The 20,473-nt window shown below is 71.3% G+C and carries 20 protein-coding genes and 1 tRNA gene; 7 read left to right on the top strand and 14 right to left on the bottom strand.

What is annotated here, in order from left to right:
• Positions 1-74: 74 nt before the first annotated feature.
• Genes B072_RS0136230 through pgsA form a run of 3 tightly spaced genes read right to left on the bottom strand, consistent with a single transcriptional unit; the run spans position 75 to position 2,814 of the window.
• Positions 75-1,238: a glycosyltransferase family 4 protein gene (locus tag B072_RS0136230; protein ID WP_018534885.1), complete on the bottom strand. Its 1,164-nt coding sequence runs from the start codon at positions 1,236-1,238 to the stop codon at positions 75-77.
• Positions 1,235-2,149 (bottom strand): phosphatidylinositol mannoside acyltransferase, encoded by a 915-nt coding sequence (locus B072_RS0136235; protein ID WP_018534886.1) that lies wholly within the window; start codon positions 2,147-2,149, stop codon positions 1,235-1,237. Before B072_RS0136235 ends, B072_RS0136230 begins: the two co-directional genes overlap by 4 nt.
• Positions 2,146-2,814: a phosphatidylinositol phosphate synthase gene (pgsA, locus tag B072_RS0136240; RefSeq protein WP_018534887.1), complete on the bottom strand. Its 669-nt coding sequence runs from the start codon at positions 2,812-2,814 to the stop codon at positions 2,146-2,148. The genes B072_RS0136235 and pgsA overlap by 4 nt, the downstream gene beginning before the upstream one ends.
• A 273-nt stretch (positions 2,815-3,087) precedes the next feature.
• Between pgsA and B072_RS0136245 the strand changes: the two genes are divergently transcribed.
• Both B072_RS0136245 and B072_RS0136250 read left to right on the top strand, forming a co-directional pair.
• Positions 3,088-5,295: an elongation factor G-like protein EF-G2 gene (locus tag B072_RS0136245; RefSeq protein ID WP_018534888.1), complete on the top strand. Its 2,208-nt coding sequence runs from the start codon at positions 3,088-3,090 to the stop codon at positions 5,293-5,295.
• Between the two features lie 169 nt (positions 5,296-5,464).
• Complete coding sequence (locus B072_RS0136250; protein WP_018534889.1) at positions 5,465-7,213, top strand: hypothetical protein; 1,749 nt, start codon at positions 5,465-5,467, stop codon at positions 7,211-7,213.
• Here the strand turns inward: B072_RS0136250 and B072_RS0136255 are convergent.
• Positions 7,158-7,841, bottom strand: coding sequence for a YczE/YyaS/YitT family protein (locus B072_RS0136255; protein WP_018534890.1), 684 nt, complete (start codon positions 7,839-7,841; stop codon positions 7,158-7,160). The two genes, B072_RS0136250 and B072_RS0136255, sit on opposite strands and share 56 nt — an antisense overlap.
• Positions 7,842-7,950: 109 nt before the next feature.
• On the opposite strand from B072_RS0136255, the gene B072_RS0136260 reads away from it, so the two are divergent.
• Positions 7,951-9,477 (top strand): PLP-dependent aminotransferase family protein, encoded by a 1,527-nt coding sequence (locus B072_RS0136260; RefSeq protein WP_018534891.1) that lies wholly within the window; start codon positions 7,951-7,953, stop codon positions 9,475-9,477.
• A 10-nt stretch (positions 9,478-9,487) separates the two neighbouring features.
• On the opposite strand, the gene B072_RS47900 is transcribed toward B072_RS0136260, so the two are convergent.
• From B072_RS47900 to B072_RS0136270, 3 genes are read right to left on the bottom strand one after another with little or no spacing between them, the layout of a single operon-like run.
• Positions 9,488-9,772, bottom strand: coding sequence for a hypothetical protein (locus B072_RS47900; RefSeq protein ID WP_018534892.1), 285 nt, complete (start codon positions 9,770-9,772; stop codon positions 9,488-9,490).
• Between the two features lie 36 nt (positions 9,773-9,808).
• Positions 9,809-9,967: a hypothetical protein gene (locus tag B072_RS49885; RefSeq protein WP_018534893.1), complete on the bottom strand. Its 159-nt coding sequence runs from the start codon at positions 9,965-9,967 to the stop codon at positions 9,809-9,811.
• A gap of 31 nt (positions 9,968-9,998) precedes the next feature.
• The gene (locus B072_RS0136270) at positions 9,999-10,562 is read right to left on the bottom strand and encodes an HIT family protein (protein WP_018534894.1); all 564 of its coding nucleotides are present in this window, start codon (positions 10,560-10,562) and stop codon (positions 9,999-10,001) included.
• 67 nt (positions 10,563-10,629) lie between these two features.
• Between B072_RS0136270 and B072_RS0136275 the strand changes: the two genes are divergently transcribed.
• Positions 10,630-11,331 carry a potassium channel family protein gene (locus tag B072_RS0136275; RefSeq protein WP_018534895.1) on the top strand — a complete coding sequence of 234 codons (702 nt, stop codon included), beginning with the start codon at positions 10,630-10,632 and terminating at the stop codon, positions 11,329-11,331.
• A 3-nt stretch (positions 11,332-11,334) separates the two neighbouring features.
• Here the strand turns inward: B072_RS0136275 and thrS are convergent, their stop codons facing one another.
• Entirely contained in the window at positions 11,335-13,314 is a 1,980-nt protein-coding gene (gene thrS / locus B072_RS0136280) for a threonine--tRNA ligase (protein ID WP_026246658.1), read from the bottom strand.
• A gap of 134 nt (positions 13,315-13,448) precedes the next feature.
• On the opposite strand from thrS, the gene B072_RS49890 reads away from it, so the two are divergent.
• Both B072_RS49890 and B072_RS49895 read left to right on the top strand, forming a co-directional pair.
• On the top strand, positions 13,449-13,673 hold the full coding sequence (locus B072_RS49890) for a hypothetical protein (protein WP_018534897.1): 225 nt from the start codon (positions 13,449-13,451) through the stop codon (positions 13,671-13,673).
• 96 nt (positions 13,674-13,769) lie between these two features.
• A complete protein-coding gene (locus B072_RS49895) occupies positions 13,770-13,904 on the top strand; it encodes a hypothetical protein (protein WP_018534898.1) in 135 nt (44 codons plus the stop codon).
• On the opposite strand, the gene B072_RS0136290 is transcribed toward B072_RS49895, so the two are convergent.
• A complete protein-coding gene (locus B072_RS0136290; RefSeq protein ID WP_018534899.1) occupies positions 13,901-15,118 on the bottom strand; it encodes a hypothetical protein in 1,218 nt (405 codons plus the stop codon). The genes B072_RS49895 and B072_RS0136290 overlap by 4 nt on opposite strands.
• Positions 15,119-15,166: 48 nt before the next feature.
• On the bottom strand, positions 15,167-15,733 hold the full coding sequence (locus B072_RS0136295; protein ID WP_018534900.1) for a DUF4365 domain-containing protein: 567 nt from the start codon (positions 15,731-15,733) through the stop codon (positions 15,167-15,169).
• 227 nt (positions 15,734-15,960) lie between these two features.
• Between B072_RS0136295 and B072_RS0136300 the strand changes: the two genes are divergently transcribed.
• Positions 15,961-16,686: a 3'-5' exonuclease gene (locus B072_RS0136300; RefSeq protein WP_018534901.1), complete on the top strand. Its 726-nt coding sequence runs from the start codon at positions 15,961-15,963 to the stop codon at positions 16,684-16,686.
• Positions 16,687-16,688: 2 nt separating this feature from the next.
• On the opposite strand, the gene B072_RS0136305 is transcribed toward B072_RS0136300, so the two are convergent.
• The 4 genes from B072_RS0136305 to B072_RS0136320 all read right to left on the bottom strand — a co-directional run bounded on the left by B072_RS0136305 (position 16,689) and on the right by B072_RS0136320 (position 20,452).
• Positions 16,689-17,060, bottom strand: a complete 372-nt coding sequence (locus B072_RS0136305) for a hypothetical protein (RefSeq protein WP_018534902.1) — start codon at positions 17,058-17,060, stop codon at positions 16,689-16,691.
• 56 nt (positions 17,061-17,116) lie between these two features.
• Positions 17,117-17,188 (bottom strand) — tRNA-Val (locus tag B072_RS0136310).
• Between the two features lie 39 nt (positions 17,189-17,227).
• Positions 17,228-17,677, bottom strand: a complete 450-nt coding sequence (locus B072_RS0136315) for an SRPBCC family protein (protein WP_018534903.1) — start codon at positions 17,675-17,677, stop codon at positions 17,228-17,230.
• An 18-nt stretch (positions 17,678-17,695) separates the two neighbouring features.
• Complete coding sequence (locus tag B072_RS0136320) at positions 17,696-20,452, bottom strand: hypothetical protein (RefSeq protein WP_018534904.1); 2,757 nt, start codon at positions 20,450-20,452, stop codon at positions 17,696-17,698.
• Positions 20,453-20,473: the final 21 nt, after the last annotated feature.

Below are 20,473 nucleotides of genomic sequence, written 5' to 3' on the forward strand. Positions count from 1 at the left end.
CAAGGCTACCGGTGGTGGAGCCGCTCATTTCGCGGGCGGGGCCGCCGTGCCGTCACCGGGCCGTGGAAACGCGCTCAGTCCCTGGCCAGGCCGAACCGTGACCTGAACCGTCCGGTCCGCTCGTCCTCCGCGACCGCCGCCGCGCCCTGGGTCACCGTCTCGTAGACGGACAGGATGTCCGCGCCGACCGTCGACCAGTCGAAGCGGCGTACGTGCTTGCTGCCGCGCTCGCGCAGTTCCGCGCGGCGGGCCGGGTCGCCGAGCAGCTTGATCGCCGCGACGGCCAGCGCGTCGGCGTCCTCGTTGGTGAAGAGCTCGCCGGCCCCGCCCTGGTCCAGGACCTGGGCGAAGGCGTCGAGGTCCGAGGCGAGCACGGGGGCGCCCGCCGACATCGCCTCGACGAGGATGATGCCGAAGGACTCGCCGCCGGTGTTCGGGGCGACGTACACGTCGACGCTGGCGAGGAAGCGGGCCTTGTCCTCGTCGCTGACCATGCCGAGGAACTCGACGCGCTCGCGCATCTCCTTGGGCAGGGACTCGACGGCTTCCTTCTCGTCGCCGCGGCCCGCGACCAGCAGCCGCGTCCCGGGGCGCTCGGCCAGGATCTTCGGCAGCGCCTTCATCAGCACCGGCAGACCCTTGCGGGGCTCGTCGATCCGGCCGACGAAGCCGAGCGTCTCCCCCTGCCACTCGGGCTTGGGCTCGGCCCGCGCGAAGAAGTCGACGTCGACGCCGTTCGGGATGACGACCGCGTCGCCGCCGAGGTGTTCCACCAGCGTGCGCCGCGCGTACTCGCTGACCGCGATGCGCGCGCTGATCTTCTCCAGCGCGGGCTGCAGGATCGGGTACGCGGCGATCATGGCGCGCGAGCGGGGGTTGGAGGTGTGGAAGGTCGCGACGATGGGCCCCTGCGCCGACCAGCACGCGAGCAGCCCGAGCGACGGCGAGGCCGGCTCGTGGATGTGGATCACGTCGAAGGTGCCGTCGTGCAGCCAGCGGCGCACGCGCGCGGCGCTCAGGAAGCCGAAGTTGAGCCGCGCCACCGAGCCGTTGTACGGAACGGGAACGGCCCGGCCCGCCGACACGACGTACGGCGGCAGCGGGGTCTCGTCGTCCGCCGGGGCGAGGACGGAGACCTCGTGTCCCAGGGCGATGAGGTGCTCCGCCAGATCGCGGATGTGGAACTGGACGCCGCCCGGCACGTCCCAGGAGTACGGGCAGACGATTCCGATCCTCACGCCGGCCGCTCCTCGAATTGATCCAGGTCGGCCAGCCACAGGCGCTGCAGCATGTGCCAGTCCTCCGGATGGTCCGCGATCCCCGTGGCGAAGGCATCGGCCAGCGCCTGCGTCATGACAGACGTCTTCTCGGCCCGGGTGCCTGTCTCCGGTACGTCGATGGGTGGGTGGACCCGGCCCCGCATTATGGCCGAGTCGTCGTACCAGAGGGTGACCGGCAGCAGCAGGGCACCTGTCTGCTGGGCGAGCATCGCGGGCCCGGCGGGCATCCGCGTCGTCTCGCCGAAGAACTTCACCTCGACGCCCGACGAGGACAGGTCACGGTCCGCGACCAGGCAGACGAGGCCGCCCGCGCGCAGTCGCCGCGCCAGCGTGCCGAAGGCGGCGCCGCCGGTGTGCGGGAGGACCTCCATGCCGAGGCCCTCCCGGTACGCGACGAAGCGGTCGTACAGGGTCTCCGGCTTGAGGCGCTCGGCGACCGTCGTGAACGGGGTCTCCAGCTTGGTGGTGACCCAGGCGCCCGCGAGGTCGTAGTTGCCCATGTGGGGCAGCGCGAGAACGACGCCCTTGCCGGAGGCGAGGCCGTCCGTCAGGTGGTGGAGGTCCGTGGGGGTGAAGCCGTTCTTGATGCGCTCCCTGCTCCACGTGGGGAGCCGGAAGGACTCCATCCAGTAGCGCAGGTAGGAGCGCATGCACGCCTTGGAGAGGCGGGCGAGATGCTCCGGGGTCGCGTCGGGGACCACCCGGGCGAGATTCGCCTCCAGGCGGAGCACTCCCTTGCCGCGCTTCTTCCACGCGACGTCCGCGATGGTCCGGCCGAGGCGCTGGGCGACCGGCTCGGGGAGCTTCTTGACCCCGGCCCAGCCGAGCCCGTACAGCGCGTCCGTGATCCGCTCCTGCGCGCCGCTCACGAGGCGGCCTCCTCCTGGGCCGAGGCGTCCGCGGCCGCTTCGGCCTCGGCGGACTCCCGGCGCACGGTCACCACGCGCTGGATCAGCGTGACGAGGCTGCCGACGGCGACGATCCACAGGGCGACGGGCAGCAGGTACTGGATGCCCGGCACGCCGAACTTGTGCAGTCCGGCGAAGCCCGCGGCGACGAGTGAGATGACGAGGCGCTCGGCGCGCTCGACGAGGCCGTTGACCGCGACGGGCAGGCCGATCGATTCGCCACGGGCCTTCGTGTACGAGACGACCTGGCCGCTCGCGAGGCAGAAGATCGACACCGCGCACAGCATGTTGTCGTCACCGCCGCCCGCGTACCAGAGCGCGAGGCCGCCGAAGATCGCGCTGTCGGCGACCCGGTCGAGCGTGGAGTCCAGGAAGGCGCCCCAGCGGCTGGAGCGGCCGAGCTGGCGCGCCATGTTGCCGTCCACGAGGTCCGAGAAGACGAACAGCGTGATGACGACGGTGCCCCAGAAGAACTCTCCTCGCGGGTAGAAGACCAGCGCGCCCGCCACGACTCCCGCGGTACCGAGGAGCGTGACCGTGTCGGGGCTGACCCCGCGACGGATGAGAAACGCGGCGAACGGTGTGAGGACACGCGTGAAGAATGCACGCGCGTACTTGTTCAGCATGGCCTTCCCGAGGGTCGGTGCCGCGTGGCCCCTCTGGCCACCGGCTGGCCCATCGTAGTCACGCACACCCGGATACGGCCGCCGGGCCACCACGCGCGCGTGCGATCCCGTACGACGTATGGACGCACAGTGACCGGAGTGGAAAGCTCGAAAGCACCGCGGGCGTCGCCGAAGCCGCCTCCCAACACGCGGGTTCGCGTGTCCGCCTGCTGATTTTCGGCAGCCCCAGCACGAACCACCTCACCGTGGAAGCGAACCGGGAGGCAAGGACACATGGGCGACAAGGCGAACGGACACCCCGGAGCCGCCGGCAGGGCAACGGCGGCCGACCATCCCGCGTCCGTACGGAATGTGGTGCTGGTCGGCCACAGCGGATCGGGCAAGACGACTCTGGTGGAGGCCCTCGCACTGACCGCGGGGGCGGTGAACCGGGCGGGCCGGGTCGAGGACGGCACGTGCGTCTCCGACTACGACGAGATCGAGCACCGCCAGCAGCGCTCGGTCCAGCTCTCCCTCGTCCCGGTGGAATGGGGCGGATTCAAGATCAACCTCCTGGACACCCCCGGCTACGCGGATTTCGTCGGGGAGTTGAGGGCCGGTCTGCGGGCTGCGGACGCGGCCCTTTTCGTCGTCTCGGCGGCGGACGGCCCGGAGACCATGGCGGGCGCCACCCGCATGGTGTGGGACGAGTGCGCGGCGGTCGGCATGCCGCGGGCCATCGTGGTCACGCACCTGGAGGCGGCGCGGTCCGACTTCGAGGAGATGACGCGCACCTGCGCCGAGTACTTCGGCGGCGACGACCCCGACGCCGTACTGCCCCTGTACCTGCCGCTGCACGGCGCACAGGCGGCGGACGGGCACGCGCCCGTGACGGGCCTGATCGGGCTGCTCTCGCAGCGCCTCTACGACTACGCGTCGGGCGAACGCAAGGAGTCCGAACCGGACGCCGACCAGCTGCCGCTGATCGAGGAGGCCCGCAACCGGCTCATCGAGGGGATCATCGCGGAGAGCGAGGACGAGACCCTGATGGACCGCTATCTGAGCGGCGAGGACGTCGACGTGAAGACGCTCGTCGAGGATCTGGAGCGGGCCGTGGCACGCGGCGTGTTCCACCCCGTGCTCGCGGCGGCCCCGGCGGCGGAGGGCGCGCGGCAGGGCATCGGGACGCTCGAACTCCTCGAACTGATCACGGGCGGTTTCCCGACCCCGCTGGAGGGCGTGGCACCGGCCGTGACCACACCCGACGGCGCGGCGCGGCAGATCAAGTCCTGCGATCCGCAGGGGCCGTTGGTGGCGGAGGTCGTGAAGACCGCGTCCGACCCGTACGTGGGCCGGGTGTCTCTCGTACGGGTCTTCTCGGGCACGCTGCGCCCGGACGAGACGGTGCACGTGTCGGGGCACGGGCTCGCCGACCGCGGGCACGAGGACCACGACGTGGACGAGCGGATCGGGGCTCTCTCGGCGCCGTTCGGCAAGCGGCAGCGCACCCTGACGCACTGCATCGCCGGTGACCTCGCGTGCGTGGCGAAGCTGAACCGGGCGGAGACCGGCGACACGCTCTCCGCCAAGGACGATCCGCTCCTGATGGCGCCCTGGGACATGCCGGACCCGTTGCTTCCGCTGGCCATCCAGGCGCACAGCAAGGCCGACGAGGACAAGCTGTCGCAGGGGCTCTCGCGGCTCGTCGCGGAGGATCCGACGATGCGGCTCGAACAGAACCAGGACACGCATCAGGTGGTGCTGTGGTGTCTGGGCGAGGCGCACGCGGACGTGGCGTTGGAACGGCTGCGCATGCGGTACGGCGTCCAGGTCGACGTCGTCGGGCACAGGGTCTCCCTTCGGGAGACGTTCGCGGACAGGGCGGCGGGGCGCGGCCGGCACGTGAAGCAGTCCGGCGGGCACGGGCAGTACGCGATCTGCGAGATCCAGGTGGAGCCGCTGCCCGGTGGCTCGGGCATCGAGTTCGTGGACAAGGTCGTCGGCGGCGCGGTGCCGCGGCAGTTCATCCCGTCCGTGGAGAAGGGCGTGCGCTCGCAGGCCACGAAGGGGGTCGCGGCCGGGTACCCGCTGATCGACGTGCGGATCACGCTGCTCGACGGCAAGGCGCACTCGGTCGACTCCTCCGACGCGGCCTTCCAGACGGCGGGCGCGCTCGCGCTGCGGGAGGCGGCCTCCGACGCGAGGATCCACCTTCTGGAGCCGGTGGCCGAGATCCAGGTCCTGGTCGGCGACGACTATGTGGGCGCCGTGATGAGCGATCTGTCCGGCCGCCGCGGCCGGGTCGTCGGCACCGAACAGGCGCCGGGCGGCCGCACCCTCGTACGGGCCGAGGTGCCGGAGATCGAGATCGGCCGGTACGCGGTGGATCTGCGCTCGCTGTCGCACGGCACGGCGCGGTTCAGCCGCAGGTACGCGCGGCACGAGCCGATGCCGCCGCAGCTCAGCGAGAGGATCCGCGAACAGGCCCAGGACGCACCGTAGTTGACCTGCGGCCGCGCGCTCGCGACCACCGGCATCCTGCTTGCGGGGACGGATGTCGGTGGCGGCCGTTACGCTGGACGGCGATCAACATCATCAAGCCGATGAACTGATCAACAGGTGTGCGGGGCAGGGAAGTCGGGAAAAGCCGCAGCAGCGAAGACGGGCGGCGATGGGGGCGGCAGTGGCGGACGACGCATTCGATTTCAGGCCCGGGGCGCAGGTCCCGCTGCAGGGTTCCGCGGGACAGACCGCGGCGACGTTCGCCATCGCGTCGGCCGCGTACCGGGACGACCCGGCCGCGAAGATAGAGGAAGCCAACAACGACTGGCACAAGTCCGAGGTGAAAAAGGGCATTTGGTCCCTCTTCGCCCCCAATCTGGGTGAGGCGTTCTCCCGCGCGGTGCAGGTGCGGATGCTCGGCGGCGGCCGCAAGCCGCTCATCCAGTCGTTCGGCACGGAGCCGCAGGTGGTCGTGGAGCACTGTCTCGCGGCCACCCGTATCCGCCGGCAGCGCGACAGTCTGCTGACCATCGTGACGGTGGTGTTCGGCGTGCTGTTCCTGCCCGGGTTCGTTTTCTGGCTGATCGCGTTCCAGATCCACCGCTCGAACAGCGAAAGGGTGGCGCAGGCCCAGCAGGTGGCCAAGGAGGCCGAGGGCAAGGGCGCCAAGGAGAAGGGCGAGGCGAAGAAGAAGGAGCGCGAGGCACGCGGCCGTGCCGCTCTGGCGACGGCGGTGATAGCGATCGCCGTCGTGGCCGTCGCGGTGCTGCTCGTGAAGCTGCCCTTCGGCGGCGGGTGGGCCTGGTATCTGCGGGCCTCGTTCGTGGCCCCGGTCATCGGCGGCATCTGGGCGCGGCACATCTGCGAGCGCACCGCGAAGGACCTGCGCGACCGGTGGTCCGCGCTGCTGTCGGGCGGCGGTGTCGGCGCGAAGATCCCGGAGGCGGTGCCCGGCAGCCCGGGCGAGACGGCCGCCGAGCAGCTGCGCCAGTCGCTGGCCCGGCTGACGGCGGAGCAGCAGTCGAACTCGATCTTCTACGCGGGCCCCAAGGGCATCCTGGGCATGGGCACCCGCTGGGGCAGCTGGCAGCTCGCGGAGGATCTGATCGCGCGCGAGGAGGGCAAGGAGATCCACCCGTTCCGCAGCTGGGACGTGATCCGCGCGATCCACGACCAGCTGCGGCTCCTGGAGCGGGGCCCGCTGCACACCGGCGGCTTCCCCGCCTCCTCGATACGGCACTGGATCGTCACCCCGATCGGGGAGAACGCGAAGGCGGTGGCCCGCCCCTCGGGCGCGGACGTCGACGCGTTCCAGATCAAGCAGCACGAGATACAGCGGATCTGCAACGAGCAGCAGTTCGGCAGCGGCGACCGCCACTACCTGGGCGTTCAGTACACGCTCTGGGACGGCCAGTTGGTGATCACCATGCTCATCACGGTGACGGTGCTGCACGAGACGCTGCGGATCGAGGTGACGGGCCACGCCCTCGGCCCGGTCAACTCCCTGTTCACGTCGAAGCCCGAGCCGAGGACGAAGGAAGTCACCAAGTCCATACGGTTCTGGGAGACGACGACCAAGACGCTCTCCCTGGTCACCGCGGGCGAGGCCGTCCGCATCGCGGTGCGCGCGCCGCTGACGTGGTACCCGCCGCTCCTCGACCACCTGGGCGGCAAGCTGGTGCTGCCCGAGCCGTTCGGTCTGCGGCACGCCTGGGCCGACCAGCCCTGGCGGCACCGCTTCATGGCGGACGACGCGCTGCGCACCGCGACGCCGGTGCTGCGGGTGGTGCACGCCGCGGCCCTGAGGGTCCTCGACGAGCACGGCGTGGACACGGAGAAGTTCGGCAACCGCTCGGGCGTGCTCAGTGGGCTGGTCCAGGACCCGGCACCGCGCAAGGCGGATCTGTACGACGCGTAGCGGCGACGGCACCGTCGCGCCCTGCCCGGTACGTGAATCGGGGCATGCAGTACTGCGTGACCGGCCCCACGGACACCGCGTACAGGACGGTCCCGACGCCCACCGATCCGCCGAGCAGCCAGCCGGCGGTGAGGACCACGATCTCGAGGGCGGTGCGGACGGTGCGCACGCTGCGGCCCGTGGTGGCCGTGAGGCCGGTCATCAGGCCGTCGCGCGGCCCGGGGCCGCAGCGGGCGCCGACGTAGACGGCGATCGAGAGCCCGTTGAGGAGGATGCCGGTCGCGAGCAGTGCGATGCGCGCCGGGAGCGCGGGGTCGGCGGGCAGCAGCCACAGCGCCAGGTCCGACGACCAGCCCACGGTGAGGATGTTGGCGAAGGTGCCCAGAGTGGGGCGCTGACGCAGTGGGATCCACAGCAGCAGGACGGCCGCGCCGATCAGGTTCGTGAGCGTGCCGAAGCTGAGCGCGGTGCGGTGGGCGAGGCCTTCGTTGAGGACGCTCCACGGGGCGAGGCCCAGGCCCGCCCGGACCATGAGGGCGAGGCTGAACCCGTACAGGAACAGGCCGGCGACGAGCTGCGGCAGACGGCGGGCGGGGCGTTCGCGCAGCGGCACGTACGAGAGGGACATCAGCGCTCCGGTGGCGGGGTGGGCGCCGCGGAAGGGCGCTTTCGGGACCAATGTCGTCACTCTGTAGATTGATTGGCCCGCAGTGCATGGCCAATCGCAGGAGAATGGTGTGGTTCACGCCCAGGTTCACGGCGCCGCGGCCTCCGGCCACCGCGACCGCACGCCCCGTACCGTCGGGGCCCGGCAGCTCGCCGCGATGCTGCCCGATCCGGCGCGGGCCCGGCCGGCGTACCGGCATCTGGCGCACGCCATCGGCGAGTTGATCCTCGACGGGCGGCTCGCGCTGCACGTACGACTGCCCGCCGAGCGGGAGCTGGCCACCGCGCTCGGTACCAGCCGGACCACGGTCACGGCCCTGTACGACCTGCTGCGCGAGAACGGGTACGCGCACAGCCGACAGGGCTCCGGCACCTGGACGGCGCTGCCCGCGGGCCGCGCGGCGAAGGGCGTCAGCCGGCTCCTGCGCCCCGAGGACACCGCGATCGACCTGGCGAGGGCCGCCGCCGCGCTGCCCGGGCAGGTCCTCGCCGACACCCTCGCCGAGATCGCCCCGCTCGCGGCCGGGCACGCGGGAACCCTGGGCTACCACCCGTACGGCCTCCCGGAGTTGAGGGAGGCGATCGCCGCACGGTTCTCGGCGCGCGGCCTGGCCACCACGCCCGAGCAGATCCTCGTGACCTCCGGCGCCCAGCACGGACTCTCGCTGATCCTGGCGCTGCTGTCCCGTCCCGGTGACCGGGCCATGGTCGAGAACCCGTCGTACCCGAACGCCCTGGAGGCGCTGCGGCGCACCGGCCTGCGCACGGTGTCGGTGCCGGTGACGGACGGCGGCGGAGACGGTGGCGAGGGCGGCGACACCGGCGGCTGGGACAGCGAGATCATCGAGTCGACCCTGCGCCGCTCGGTGCCGCAACTCGCCTATCTCATACCGGACTTCCAGAACCCGACCGGTGGTGTGATGCCGTCCGGGGAGCGCGCCCGGGTGCTGCACGCGGCGCACCGCTCCGGCACCTGGCTGATCGTCGACGAGACGCTCGCGGAGCTGGCGCTCGACGCGCCGGCCCCGGCGCCGTTCGCCGCGCACGGCTCGGCCGACGCGGCGGGCAAGGTCATCACGACCGGTTCGATGAGCAAGACGCACTGGGCGGGCCTGCGCATCGGCTGGCTGCGCGCCCCGGCGCGGCTCGTGACGGAGCTCGCGGCGCAGCGCGTGGCCACCGACATGGGCGGCTCGGTGGTGGACCAGCTCCTCGCCCTGGCCCTGCTGAACCGGGCGGAGGACCTGCTCCCCGCCCACCTGGACCGCCTCCGCGCGGGCCGCACGGCGCTCACCGAGGCGCTGCGGACCCACACCCCGCACTGGTCGTGGCGGACCCCGCCCGGCGGCCTCTCCCTCTGGGTCGACCTGGGCGCACCGGTCTCCTCGGCCCTGGCCGAACGGGCTCTCGCGCACGGCGTCCGGATCGAGGGCGGCGGCTATTTCGGCGCGGATCCGGGCCTGTTCGAGAACCGGCTGCGCATCCCGTACACCCTGCCGCCGGAAACCCTGACGGAGGCGGTGCAGCGAATGGCCCGGGCACTGGCCGACGATCCACGCCCCGCGGCGCCGGCGCAGCGGCCGCACTGGATCGCGTGACGGAGGGACGTCATCCCGGGTCCACGTTCCACTCGCGCGGCAGATCCGCCCCGCAGAACACGCACACGAAGTCGTCGTCGCGGACGATGCCTCGTTCCCCGCACGCCTCGCACCGCCGGAAGACGAAGGGGTGCGTGAAGCCGTCGGGCCGGTCGATCCCGGCCCTGTCCAGGCCCGCCGCGACGGCGGCCCACGAGGCCGGATCGGGGCAGTAGCCGGTGGACTGGTTGCTGACGACGTCCACGGTCCGGCGCACGCCCTCGCGCACGAACCCGATCTCGCCGGCCGCGAGCACGGCCGCTCCCCTGGCGCACGCCACGTGTTCCCCGCGTCACGGAGCGAGCCGCAGCAGTCCGTCGAGTCCGACCACGTACGTGAAGGGCTCGTCGGACGTCACGAGGTCGTCGGCGGAGCGCACGACGCGACCCTCCGCACCGGACCGCACCGTCCCCAGCAGGTCGGCCGGCCCGATGTACCGGTAGCTCGTCAAGGCCTCGGGCGTGCGGTGGCGCGTGGAGCCCTCAGGCGTCCGGCCACGCCTTGGCCAGCGCGGTGCGGGTGTCGGCGAGCATCTGCGGGAGCACCTTGGTGTGGCCGACGACCGGCATGAAGTTCGTGTCGCCGCCCCAGCGCGGAACGATGTGCTGGTGCAGGTGCGCGGCGATGCCGGCGCCGGCGACCGCGCCCTGGTTCATGCCGATGTTGAAGCCGTGCGCGCCGGACGCGGCCCGCAGCGCGGTCATCGCGTGCTTGGTGAGGACGGCCAGCTCGGCGGTCTCGGCGTCGTCGAGGTCGGTGTAGTCGGCGACGTGCCGGTAGGGCAGCACCATCATGTGCCCGCCGTTGTACGGGTACAGGTTGAGGATCGCGAAGACGTGCTCGCCGCGCGCCACGATCAGCGCGTCCTCGTCGGTCTTGCCGGGGGCGGCGCAGAAGGGACAGCCGTCGTCGGCTCCGGGGCCCGTCGGCTTGCCCTCGCCCTGGATGTAGGCGATGCGGTGCGGCGTCCACAGACGGCCGAACCCGTCCGGCTCACCCACAGGACCGTTCTGCTGCTCCGGCTGACTCGTCATGAAGTGCAGCATATGGCGTGACCTCGGCACAGCGTGTCGCCGGGTGGGATCCCGGGCGGCCACGGGCGATGCTGGGCGGATGACGGACAGCCCCCTCGCTCGCTGGGAGCGGTACAACGGCGTCGCGCTCGCCGTGGCCTCCCTGCTCTATCTCGTCGCGTACGCGATCCGGGTCCTCGGCAGCGGACTGCCCGACGTGCTGCGGGACGTGTGTCTGGTGGTGACGTACGCCGCCTGGGCGGTGTTCCTGGTGGACTACGCGGTGCGGTGGCGGCTGAGCGGACGCCGCCTGCTGAAGTTCGTGCGCACCCACTGGCTGGACACGCTGGTCCTGCTGCTGCCGCTGCTGCGCCCGGTGCGGATCGTGTCCGCGTACGACTCCGTGCAGCGCCGTCGCGATGAGCCCCGCCTGTCGCTGCACGCGCGCGTGATGGCGTACGCGGGCCTCTCCGCGGGCCTGCTCGGGTTCGCCGCGTCGCTCACCGTGTACCAGGAGGAGCACGGGGCGCCGGGCGCCTCGATCCACACGTACGGCGACTCGGTGTGGTGGACGTGCACCACGCTCTCGACGGTCGGTTACGGGGATCTGGCGCCGGTGACGCCGCTGGGCCGGCTCGTCGCGGTGGGCACGATGGGCTGCGGGCTCGCGCTGCTCGGCGCGGTCACCGGCGCGTTCTCGTCGTGGCTGCACCAGGTCCTGGCCCGCGAGGGCGAAGCGGTGGTGGAGACGGCCGAGAGGCCTCCGGGGAACTCCCCGGAGGCCTCTCGGAAGAACGGCTGAGCGTCAGACCTGCGCCCGCTCCTCGACGACCTTCGCGATCTTCGCGATGGCCTCGTCGACCGGGATGCCGTTCTCCTGCGAGCCGTCGCGGTAGCGGAAGGACACCGAACCGGCGTTCATGTCCTCGTCGCCCGCGATGACCATGAAGGGCACCTTGGCCTTCTGCTGGTTGCGGATCTTCTTCTGCATGCGGTCCGAGGAGGCGTCGACCTCGACGCGCAGGCCCTGGGCGCGGGCCTTCTCGGCGAACTGCTGCAGGTACTCGACGTGCCCGTCGCCGATCGGGATGCCGACGGCCTGGACCGGGGCGAGCCACGCCGGGAAGGCGCCCGCGTAGTGCTCCAGGAGCACGCCGAAGAACCGCTCGATCGAGCCGAACAGCGCGCGGTGCAGCATGACGGGCTGCTGGCGCGAGCCGTCCGCGGCGGTGTACTCCAGGCCGAACCGCTTGGGCTGGTTGAAGTCCACCTGGAGGGTCGACATCTGCCAGGACCGGCCGATCGCGTCCTTGACCTGGACGGAGATCTTCGGGCCGTAGTACGCGGCGCCGCCCGGGTCCGCGACCAGCGGCAGGCCCTGCTTCTCGGCGGCGAGGCGCAGCGCCTCGGTGGCCTCGGCCCAGTCCTCGTCCGTGCCGATGAACTTGTCGGAGTCGTCGCGGGTGGACAACTCCAGCTCGAACTCGGTCAGGCCGTAGTCGCGCAGCAGGTCGAGGACGAAGGTGAGGAGCTTGTCGAGCTCGTCCGCCATCTGCTCCTTGGTGCAGTAGATGTGCGAGTCGTCCTGGGTGAAGCCGCGCGAGCGGGTCAGGCCGTGCACGACACCCGACTTCTCGTAGCGGTACACGGTGCCGAACTCGAAGAGCCGCAGCGGCAGTTCACGGTAGGAACGCCCGCGAGACTTGAAGATCAGGTTGTGCATCGGGCAGTTCATCGCCTTGAGGCGGTAGTTCTGCTCGTCGAACTGGATGGGCGGGAACATGCCCTCCGCGTAGTGCGGCAGGTGGCCCGAGGTCTCGAAGAGGTGCTCCTTCGAGATGTGCGGGGTGTTCACGAACTCGTAGCCGGAGGCCTCGTGGCGGCGCCGCGAGTAGTCCTCCATGACCTTGCGGATCACGCCGCCCTTGGGGTGGAAGACCGCGAGGCCCGGGCCCAGCTCGTCCGGGAAGGAGAACAGGTCGAGCTCGGCGCCGAGCTTGCGGTGGTCGCGCTTCTCGGCCTCGGCGAGGAACTCCAGGTACGCCTTCAGCTCGTCCTTCGACGGCCACGCGGTGCCGTAGATGCGCTGGAGCTGCGGGTTCTTCTCGCTGCCCCGCCAGTAGGCGGCGGCCGAGCGCATCAGCTTGAACGCGGGGATGACGCGGGTGGTGGGCAGGTGCGGGCCTCGGCAGAGGTCCTTCCAGCACAGGTCACCGGTCTTGGCGTCGAGGTTGTCGTAGATGGTCAGCTCGCCGCCGCCCACCTCGGCGTCCGCGCCGTCGGCGGCCTGGGCCGCGTTGCCCTTGAGGCCGATGAGCTCCAGCTTGTACGGCTCGTCGGCGAGCTCGACGGCGGCGTCCGCGTCGGTGGTGACACGGCGCGAGAAGCGCTGGCCCCGCTTCTGGATCTCCTGCATCTTCTTCTCGACGCGCTTGAGGTCCTCGGGGGTGAACGGCTCCTTGACGTCGAAGTCGTAGTAGAAGCCGTCCTTGATGGGCGGGCCGATGCCGAGCTTGGCGTCCGGGAACAGCTCCTGGACGGCCTGCGCCATGACGTGCGCGGTGGAGTGCCGCAGGATGTTGAGACCGTCCTCGGAGGAGATCTCGACGGGTTCGACGGTCTCGCCGTCGGCCACGACGTACGCGAGGTCCTTCAGCTCACCGCCCACACGGGCCGCGACGATGCTGCGCTCACCGGCGAAGAGCTCGGCGGCCGTAGTGCCCGTAGTCACCACGCGTTCGTCCCGCTCGGAATCGCGTTGGATGATCACACGGACTTCTGACACCGGTCTCTCCTGACTGAAAGGGATCGCCACGCCATTACCTGTGACGCGCGCAGTAGCGATCGTACCGAGTCACCAGGGGCACTCGCGAAGCGGTTGTCGGGCGGCCGCCGCGGCCCCGGCCCAGCGTGAGGGACATGGCACTCGACTGGAACCCGCTCCTGGCCGACCAGCTCGACCGGCACTGGCGGCACCAGCCGCGCCCGCGGCCGGCCGGCCTGACCGACGAGGAGTACTTCTGGCAGCCCGTCCCGGACTGCTGGACCGTGCACGCAGGCCCCGGCCGCCCCGATCAGGGGCGCCTCACCATCGACTGGGCCTGCCCGGCGCCCGACCCGGCCCCGGTCACGACGATCGCCTGACGCGTCGCCCACATCCTCGTCGGCGTCCTCGTCATGCGCAGCGCCTCCCACTTCGGCGGGCGTACGCGGCCTGGGCGAGGAGGGCCTTGCGCGGCCGTGCGGCCCGGCCGAGGGCCGTACGCGCAGGAGCCGCCGGCCACGCTCGTGCTGCACGTTCACCGCGAGACGATCCACCACGGCGCGAAGATCGCCCTGCTCAGGGGGCTGTACGCGCATCGGGAGACGAGCTAGTCGTCGCCGGTGCAGGCGTCCTCGAAGAAGTCCAGGTTCTCCTGCAGCGACTTCATCAGCCGGTCCCGCTCGGCCTCCTCCACCTGTACGGGGACGACCCCGCTCGCGCCGGTCAGCCGCCGGAACCCGCCCCGGCTCTCCAGGCGGCCGTGCACCCGGATCGGCAGGCCCACCAGGTGCGCGTGCCCGGCGATCCGGTACGCCTCCTCGTCGAGCGTCATCCGTACGTGGGGGACCTCGGCGCCCGCGATGACGTGCAGCCGCACCGTGCCCTCGCCGCGCGGCCCGGTCCTGCCCAGGCGTACGACGGTGCCGGTGACGCGGACGGAGACGGCGGGTTCGGCGTGCAGGTAGCGGGCGCCCGCCTCGCGCAGCAGGTCGAGGTCGCCCGGTGAGAACTCGACCGGGTCGTCGCCGTCGGTGCACTCCTCGGGCACCCCGGCGGCGGGCGCCCACGCGACGCCGACCCGGGCGCCCTCGGTGCCGCGCACCAGTGCGATGAGTGCCTCGGTCAGTTCGTGGCTGACCCCGGCCTCGACGGCGGCGTCGAACGCGTCCATGCCGCCGGTCGCGCGCCGGTAGTCGATGGCCTCGCGGGCCGCGTACAGCGCCTGGTGGAGGCGGACGGCGAGCGCGCGTCCCGCGGCGACCGGCACGAACGCGGTGAGCCTGCGGCCGCCGGGCGCCGCCTGCACGAGCACCTGTTCCAGGGCCGCGGCGGCGGGCCGCCGGTGCCGGGCGCCGTAGTACCCGGCCCGGCCGCGCGCGGCGAGCGCCCCGGCGAGCAGCATCCGCCGTGCGGCGGACCGGAGTTGCTCCTCGACGACCCAGGAGGAGGCGCCCGCGGGGCCCGCCGGGACATCCCGCCACCAGCGGACCTCGTCGCTCGGCACCGCGAGCGAGACGAGCACTTCGCGCGCGGCGTCCGTGCCGCTGCGTTCCAGGGCGACCAGCGCCTCGCCGAGCAGTTCCTCGGCGTCGGGGAAGGCCCGGCTCTCCGGCACGAGCAGGCTGGTCCGTGTCCCGGATCCGGGCAGCGTCCAGCGCGCGTACCGTCCGGCCGCGCCGCCGCGCCGCTCCCAGCCGTGCCGGTCGAGCAGCGCGCCGAGCACGGCAGGATCGACCTGCCCCGGTTCCGGGCCCGTGAGCTCCACGGGGTGTGCGCGGGCCGCGCCGAACGGGCGTACGGGATCGTCGATCGGGCGGTGCTGCATCACGAACTCCCTTCACTCCCGGCCGAGTCGAGCGGCCGAGGCGACCGGTCAGGGCCGCCCGCCCGTCCCGACCCGGGTCATGATTTCGCACAGGGCACGGTCGTCGAAGATCCGTGCGGTCGGGATGCGGACGGTGGTCCTGCGCCGGCCGGTGACCGGTTGTCCGGCGAGGTTGGTCCAGTAGCAGCAGTGCCGCAGGTCGAGCCGGTCGTGGCCGGCGCGCAGCCAGTCGTCCTGGGAGCGCGGCACGAGCATCACGACGAGGATCTTGTGCACCGAGACCGGGGTCCGGGCGAGCTTCTCCAGATGCGGATTGTCGAGCGTGAAGGAGAAGGAGGGGCCCGGCGGGTTCGGCGCGACCTGATAGGTCGCCTTGAGCTGCACTTTGATGGTGACTTCGTCGTCGACCGTGTGCCCGGGGGCGCTGTGGCTGACGTGCCAGTCGATGCCGTTGTCGGGAAAGGGCTGCGAGAGCGAGCACCCGGCGGCCGCGGCCACCGCGTGCAGATAGCCCACCTGGAGGGTCTCCATGCAGGCGGTGGTGGCGAGTGTGCCGCGCGACGGTGCGAACCGCTCGGGCAGCAGCCCGCCCTGTTCGGGCTGCGCGAGCGCCATGGTCCAACTGGCCTTCCGGAAAGGTGAATCCCCGCGGCCATTCACCACGGAGATCAAGAATTCGATCAAAGCCGGGTCAATGGCACCCCGCTGAACTGCCATGACTCGTACCTGTGTTGTCACCGCTCGGCGTACGACGCAAACGGCCCGGGTATCACCGAAGCGGGCAGGAGACAACAATTCGATGGGACGTCATCTGCCGCGGGTGAAAAAGGAGTTGATGGCACATGACGTGCTGGTACGAAGGCCCCCTGGCGGCCTTCGACACGGAGACCACGGGTGTGGACGTGGAGAGCGACCGGATCGTGTCGGCGGCGCTCGTGGTGCAGGACGCGGCGGGCTCGCGGCCGCGGGTGGCGCGCTGGCTGGTCAATCCGGGGGTGCCGGTGCCGCCCGGCGCGACCGAGATACACGGTCTGACGGACGAGCACCTGCAGCGCAACGGCCGCTGGCCGGCCCCGGTGATGGAGGAGATAGGCCGCTCCCTCGCGGAACAGGCGGCGTCGGGACGGCCGTTGGTGGTGATGAACGCCCCCTTCGACCTGACCCTCCTGGACCGGGAGCTGAAGCGCCATCGCGCCTCGTCCCTCTCCCGTTACCTGGAGAGCCGTTCCCTGAGCGTCCTCGATCCGCGGGTCCTGGACAAGCACCTGGACCGCTACCGCAAGGGCCGTCGCACACTGACGGACCTGTGCGCGCACTACGAGGTGGAGCTGGCGGAGGCACACGACGCGGCGGCCGACGCGCAGGCGTCGCTCGACGTGGTCCGCGCGGTGGGCCGCCGCTTCGCGTCCCGCCTCGAACGCCTCTCCCCCGCCGAACTGCACACCCTCCAGGCCGTCTGGCACGCGGCCCAGGCCCGCGGCCTCCAGGCCTGGTTCGCCCGCAGCGGCACCCCGGAGGTGGTGGACCCGGCGTGGCCGCTGCGACCGGAACTTCCGGCGGCGGCTTGACCTCATTCCTCGTCGGGCTCGAGCAGTTGCAGGACGGACGTGAACTCACCGTTCTCGACGAGCCCGACCAGCACCTCGGTCATGCTGCGGACACCGGGATCACGCACGATGAGCCCGTCCGAGACCCAGAAGTACCGGCCGCCGAGCGCTTCTTCACCGGTCGCGGCCCACAGCCGCATCAGCCTCTCGACCTCGGCGAGGGTGAACACCGTCGCGCTCCACCGGGAGCCGTCAGGCAGTTCGACGAAGGCGTCCACGTTGCAGACCGACTCCAGGGCCTCTCCGGCATTCGGCACGAACGATGCCTCGAAGCAGTGGGTGCGGACCCGGTAGAACGGCCCGTCCCACCAGAATTCCCAGTCGGTGCTGTTCACCGCTGCCTCCGACAACGAAAACGGGCCCGCCATCATGGCGGGNCCGATTCTCCGGGTGGGCGATACTGGGTTCGAACCAGTGACCTCTTCGGTGTGAACGAAGCGCTCTCCCACTGAGCTAATCGCCCGGGAACGAGTTGAACAATACAGGTCGCGGCGCCCTGTGTTCAAACCGGTTGCAGGTGTGCGACCAGGCCGCGTCGGCCACCGCGCATCATCCACGCGTGATTGGCGAGGAAGACGGGCCGCCCGGGCACGGCGAACCGTCGCATCAGGGGACTGCGCACCTCGACCTCCTGCTCGTACACGGCGCGGGTGCCGCCGAAGGGCCGCGCCCGCAGCGTCCACCGCGCCCACCCTTCGAGGTCCCCGCTCATCGCGATCTCGAGGACCCCGCCGGCCGGGTCGCGGCGCCGCTCACGGGCGACGACCCTCAGCTCGTACGGCAGGAAGGACCGGAAGACGGCGACGCCGCTGGTGTCGTCCAGCGGCGTCACCGACCGCACCTGCGGCCACCACGCCGGGTACTCCTCCGCCTTCTCCAGGACCGTGTACACGGCCCCCGGAGTCGCGGGCAGGACCCAGACGCTGCGGAAGCGGTAACGGTTCCAGTCCATGAGCCGAGTCTGCCCGGATCAGGGCATCTTGTCCCCGACCAGCGCGAGGTTCTCGATGGCGGCGAGACCGTACAGGGCGGTGTCGTTGGTGTAGACCCAGTTCGCCTCGGTGCCGGCCACCAGCGTCACGGGACCGCTGACCTTCTCCGTCTTCCACGGTGAGGACTCGGTGTACCCGTCGCTCCTGTAGAACTTCTCCCAGGCGCGCGCCGCGAGCTTCGCGTCGCCGGTCCGCACGGCCGCGTACGCGTCGAGGCGCGAGTGGCCCTGGAACAGGAGCAGTGTGCCGAAGTTCGATCCGTACCGCGCGGCCTGTTCCGTCTTGCTGGCGTTGAAGTAGCGGCAGTAGTCGTAGTACGCCTCCTCGAACTTCGGCATGTCGACGATGTCGATGAGTTCGGCGCACAGTTCGTTGAGGCCGAAGACCGCCGACAGGTGCGAGACGCCGACCACCGGCTCGTCGGCGACGGCGAACTTGCCGGTGTCGAGGTCGTAGAGCCCGCTGCCCTGCACGAAGCCGTTGGGCTGCGCGGCGATCGTCTCCATCGTGGACAGGACACGGTCCCGTGCCTTCTCCCACTTCGGCCCGCGCCGCTCCCACTCGGTGAGCCAGGCCGAGACGAGCCCGCTCCAGTCCGTGCCGAAGCCGATGGACAGGGCGTTGCGGTCGGGCTTGTAGTCCGGGTCGGGGCGGACCTTGCGCTGCGGGTCGAGCACGAGGAACGTCTCGTCGGAGTCGACGTTCGCGGCCATGAGGTCGCCGACGCGCTCGTCACCGGTGAGGAAGTAGTAGTAGCGGCGGTACGTGGTGTTGGCGATGCGCTGCTGCTTCGCGCTGTCCGCGTAGTGCTGGACGCCGTGCCGGGTGCCGAGTCCGGCCCACTTGCCGAGGTGGTAGACGTCGACCTCGCCGGTGTGCCGGGTCATGGCCTCGGCGAAGCGGAAGATGTCGGCGCGGCCCGAGCGCAGGTAGGCGAACCAGAGCCAGATGTCGGGCGACAGCTCGGAGTTGTCCCACGCGTAGCCGCCGACGTCGTAGCGCCACTGGTGGCGGACCGGGTCGTAGGAGTGCATGACGTCGCCGTAGTCCCAGAAGCCGTACCAGCGCCGCATCTCCACCTGGTCCTTGTAATAGGTGAAGAGGAAGTCGAGGTGGTCCTCGATCTTGGCCTTGGCGGGCGTGGAGCGGTCCGGCTCGGAGTACAGGCCCGGGCCGAACACTCCGGCCTTGATGAGCTGCTTGGGCGGCGCGGTGAGCTGCGGCAGGGTGCGCACCGCCTCGACCTGCTGGGCGAGCACCTCCGGCTTCGGGGTGGCGTCGTTCGCCCAGAACATCAGCTCGCTGGTCCGCGCGATGCCGTACGGCGTGCCGAACTCGGGCTCGTAGTCCTCGTACGTGATGTTGAGCCCTTCGAGCTGCTCCGCGTACGTGTCCTGGTCCATGCCGTCGTGGTAGAAGCGCAGGTCCATGGGCTGCGCCTCCGGCGACCACAGCCAGAGGGTGACCTCGGCCTCGTCCGTGTGGGCGCCCCGGATGTCGAGCCCGGTCGGGTGCTTCTCCCAGAAGTCGCGCAGTCCGAAGGAGAGTCCGCCGGTCGGCCCGCCGACGTAGCCGAATCCGCTCGCGCGCCGGCCGCCGCCCGCGCCGATCCAGCCGTGCCCCTCCTTCGTGCGCTTGCGCAGGGTGAAGCCGTCGGCGGACAGCTGGGAGAGGGTGTAGTCGCCCCACTCGGGGATGTACTGGAGCCGGGTCGTGACGCGCTGGTCCCAGGTCGAGGGGTCGGCCAGCTTCTCGCCCGCGAACTGCGCGGCCTGCACGGTGGCGCCGGGGTCGCGGCGCAGTCCGGTGATGCCCTTGACGGCCTCCCGGATCATGCCGGTGTCCTCGCCGCCGATGCGGATGTGCCGGTCGTACGACGCGTCGCGCATCGGCACGGTGAAGCGCACGCCGAGACCGCGGATGAAGTCGCCGGACGCCTTGCCGGGCTCCTGTGTGCCGTCGTACGTGATGGTGTGCACCATACGGAAGGACTCTGCGCCGGCGTAGAAGTAGAACCGGATGGAGAAGGGCAGCCAACTCCGGTTGCCCTTGCGGTGCTTGCCGTCGATCCGGACGACGGCGCGGACGGGCCCGTCCTGCTCGACCTTCGTCTCCTCGATGACGCTCTCGAAGCGCTCGTACTTCTGCGTGCCCTGGTCGCCGTCCTCGATCTCGCCCTGGCGCAGCAGCACGAGCCGGCCGTCCTTGGCGATCTCGGTGGAGCCGCGGGTGACGGTCTTGACCAGGCTCGATCCGCTCTTGCCGAGCTTGGTGACGACGACGCCGGTGTCGACGGTGACGACCCCGCCGCTCGTCGAGACGCTGACCTTCTTCTCGGGCGCGGCGCCCTTCCCCGCGGTCAGCGTGAGCTTGCCGTCCCCGGCGCCGGGGCCCACGGCGTGCGCGGTCCACTTCAGCGAGCCGTCCGGCCACTGGGCGAGCGGCCAGGTCTGGACGGGGACCTGCTTGCCGTCCGCGTCGGCGAGGGCGAACTCCTGGCTCTTGTCGTACGCGCCCTTCGGCCACGGCACGCCGACGGTGGAGCCGGGGGCCGCGCCGAGCCCGCCGTCCTCCAGCCAGCCGAGCGTGACGGGTTCGGCCTCCGCGGTCTCGGCGGCGGGCGCGGCGTGCGCCTCCTTGCCGCCGAGGGCCCAGCTGAACTGGGCGGCCGCACCGGCCACCGCGGCGGCCTTGAGGAGGGATCTGCGGGGGAACCCTGGAGAGACGGGGGACATCATTGTTCCTTTCCGTGCATG

The organism is Streptomyces sp. HmicA12, assembly GCF_000373565.1.
In the GTDB taxonomy this organism is placed as follows: Bacteria; Actinomycetota; Actinomycetes; order Streptomycetales; family Streptomycetaceae; genus Streptomyces.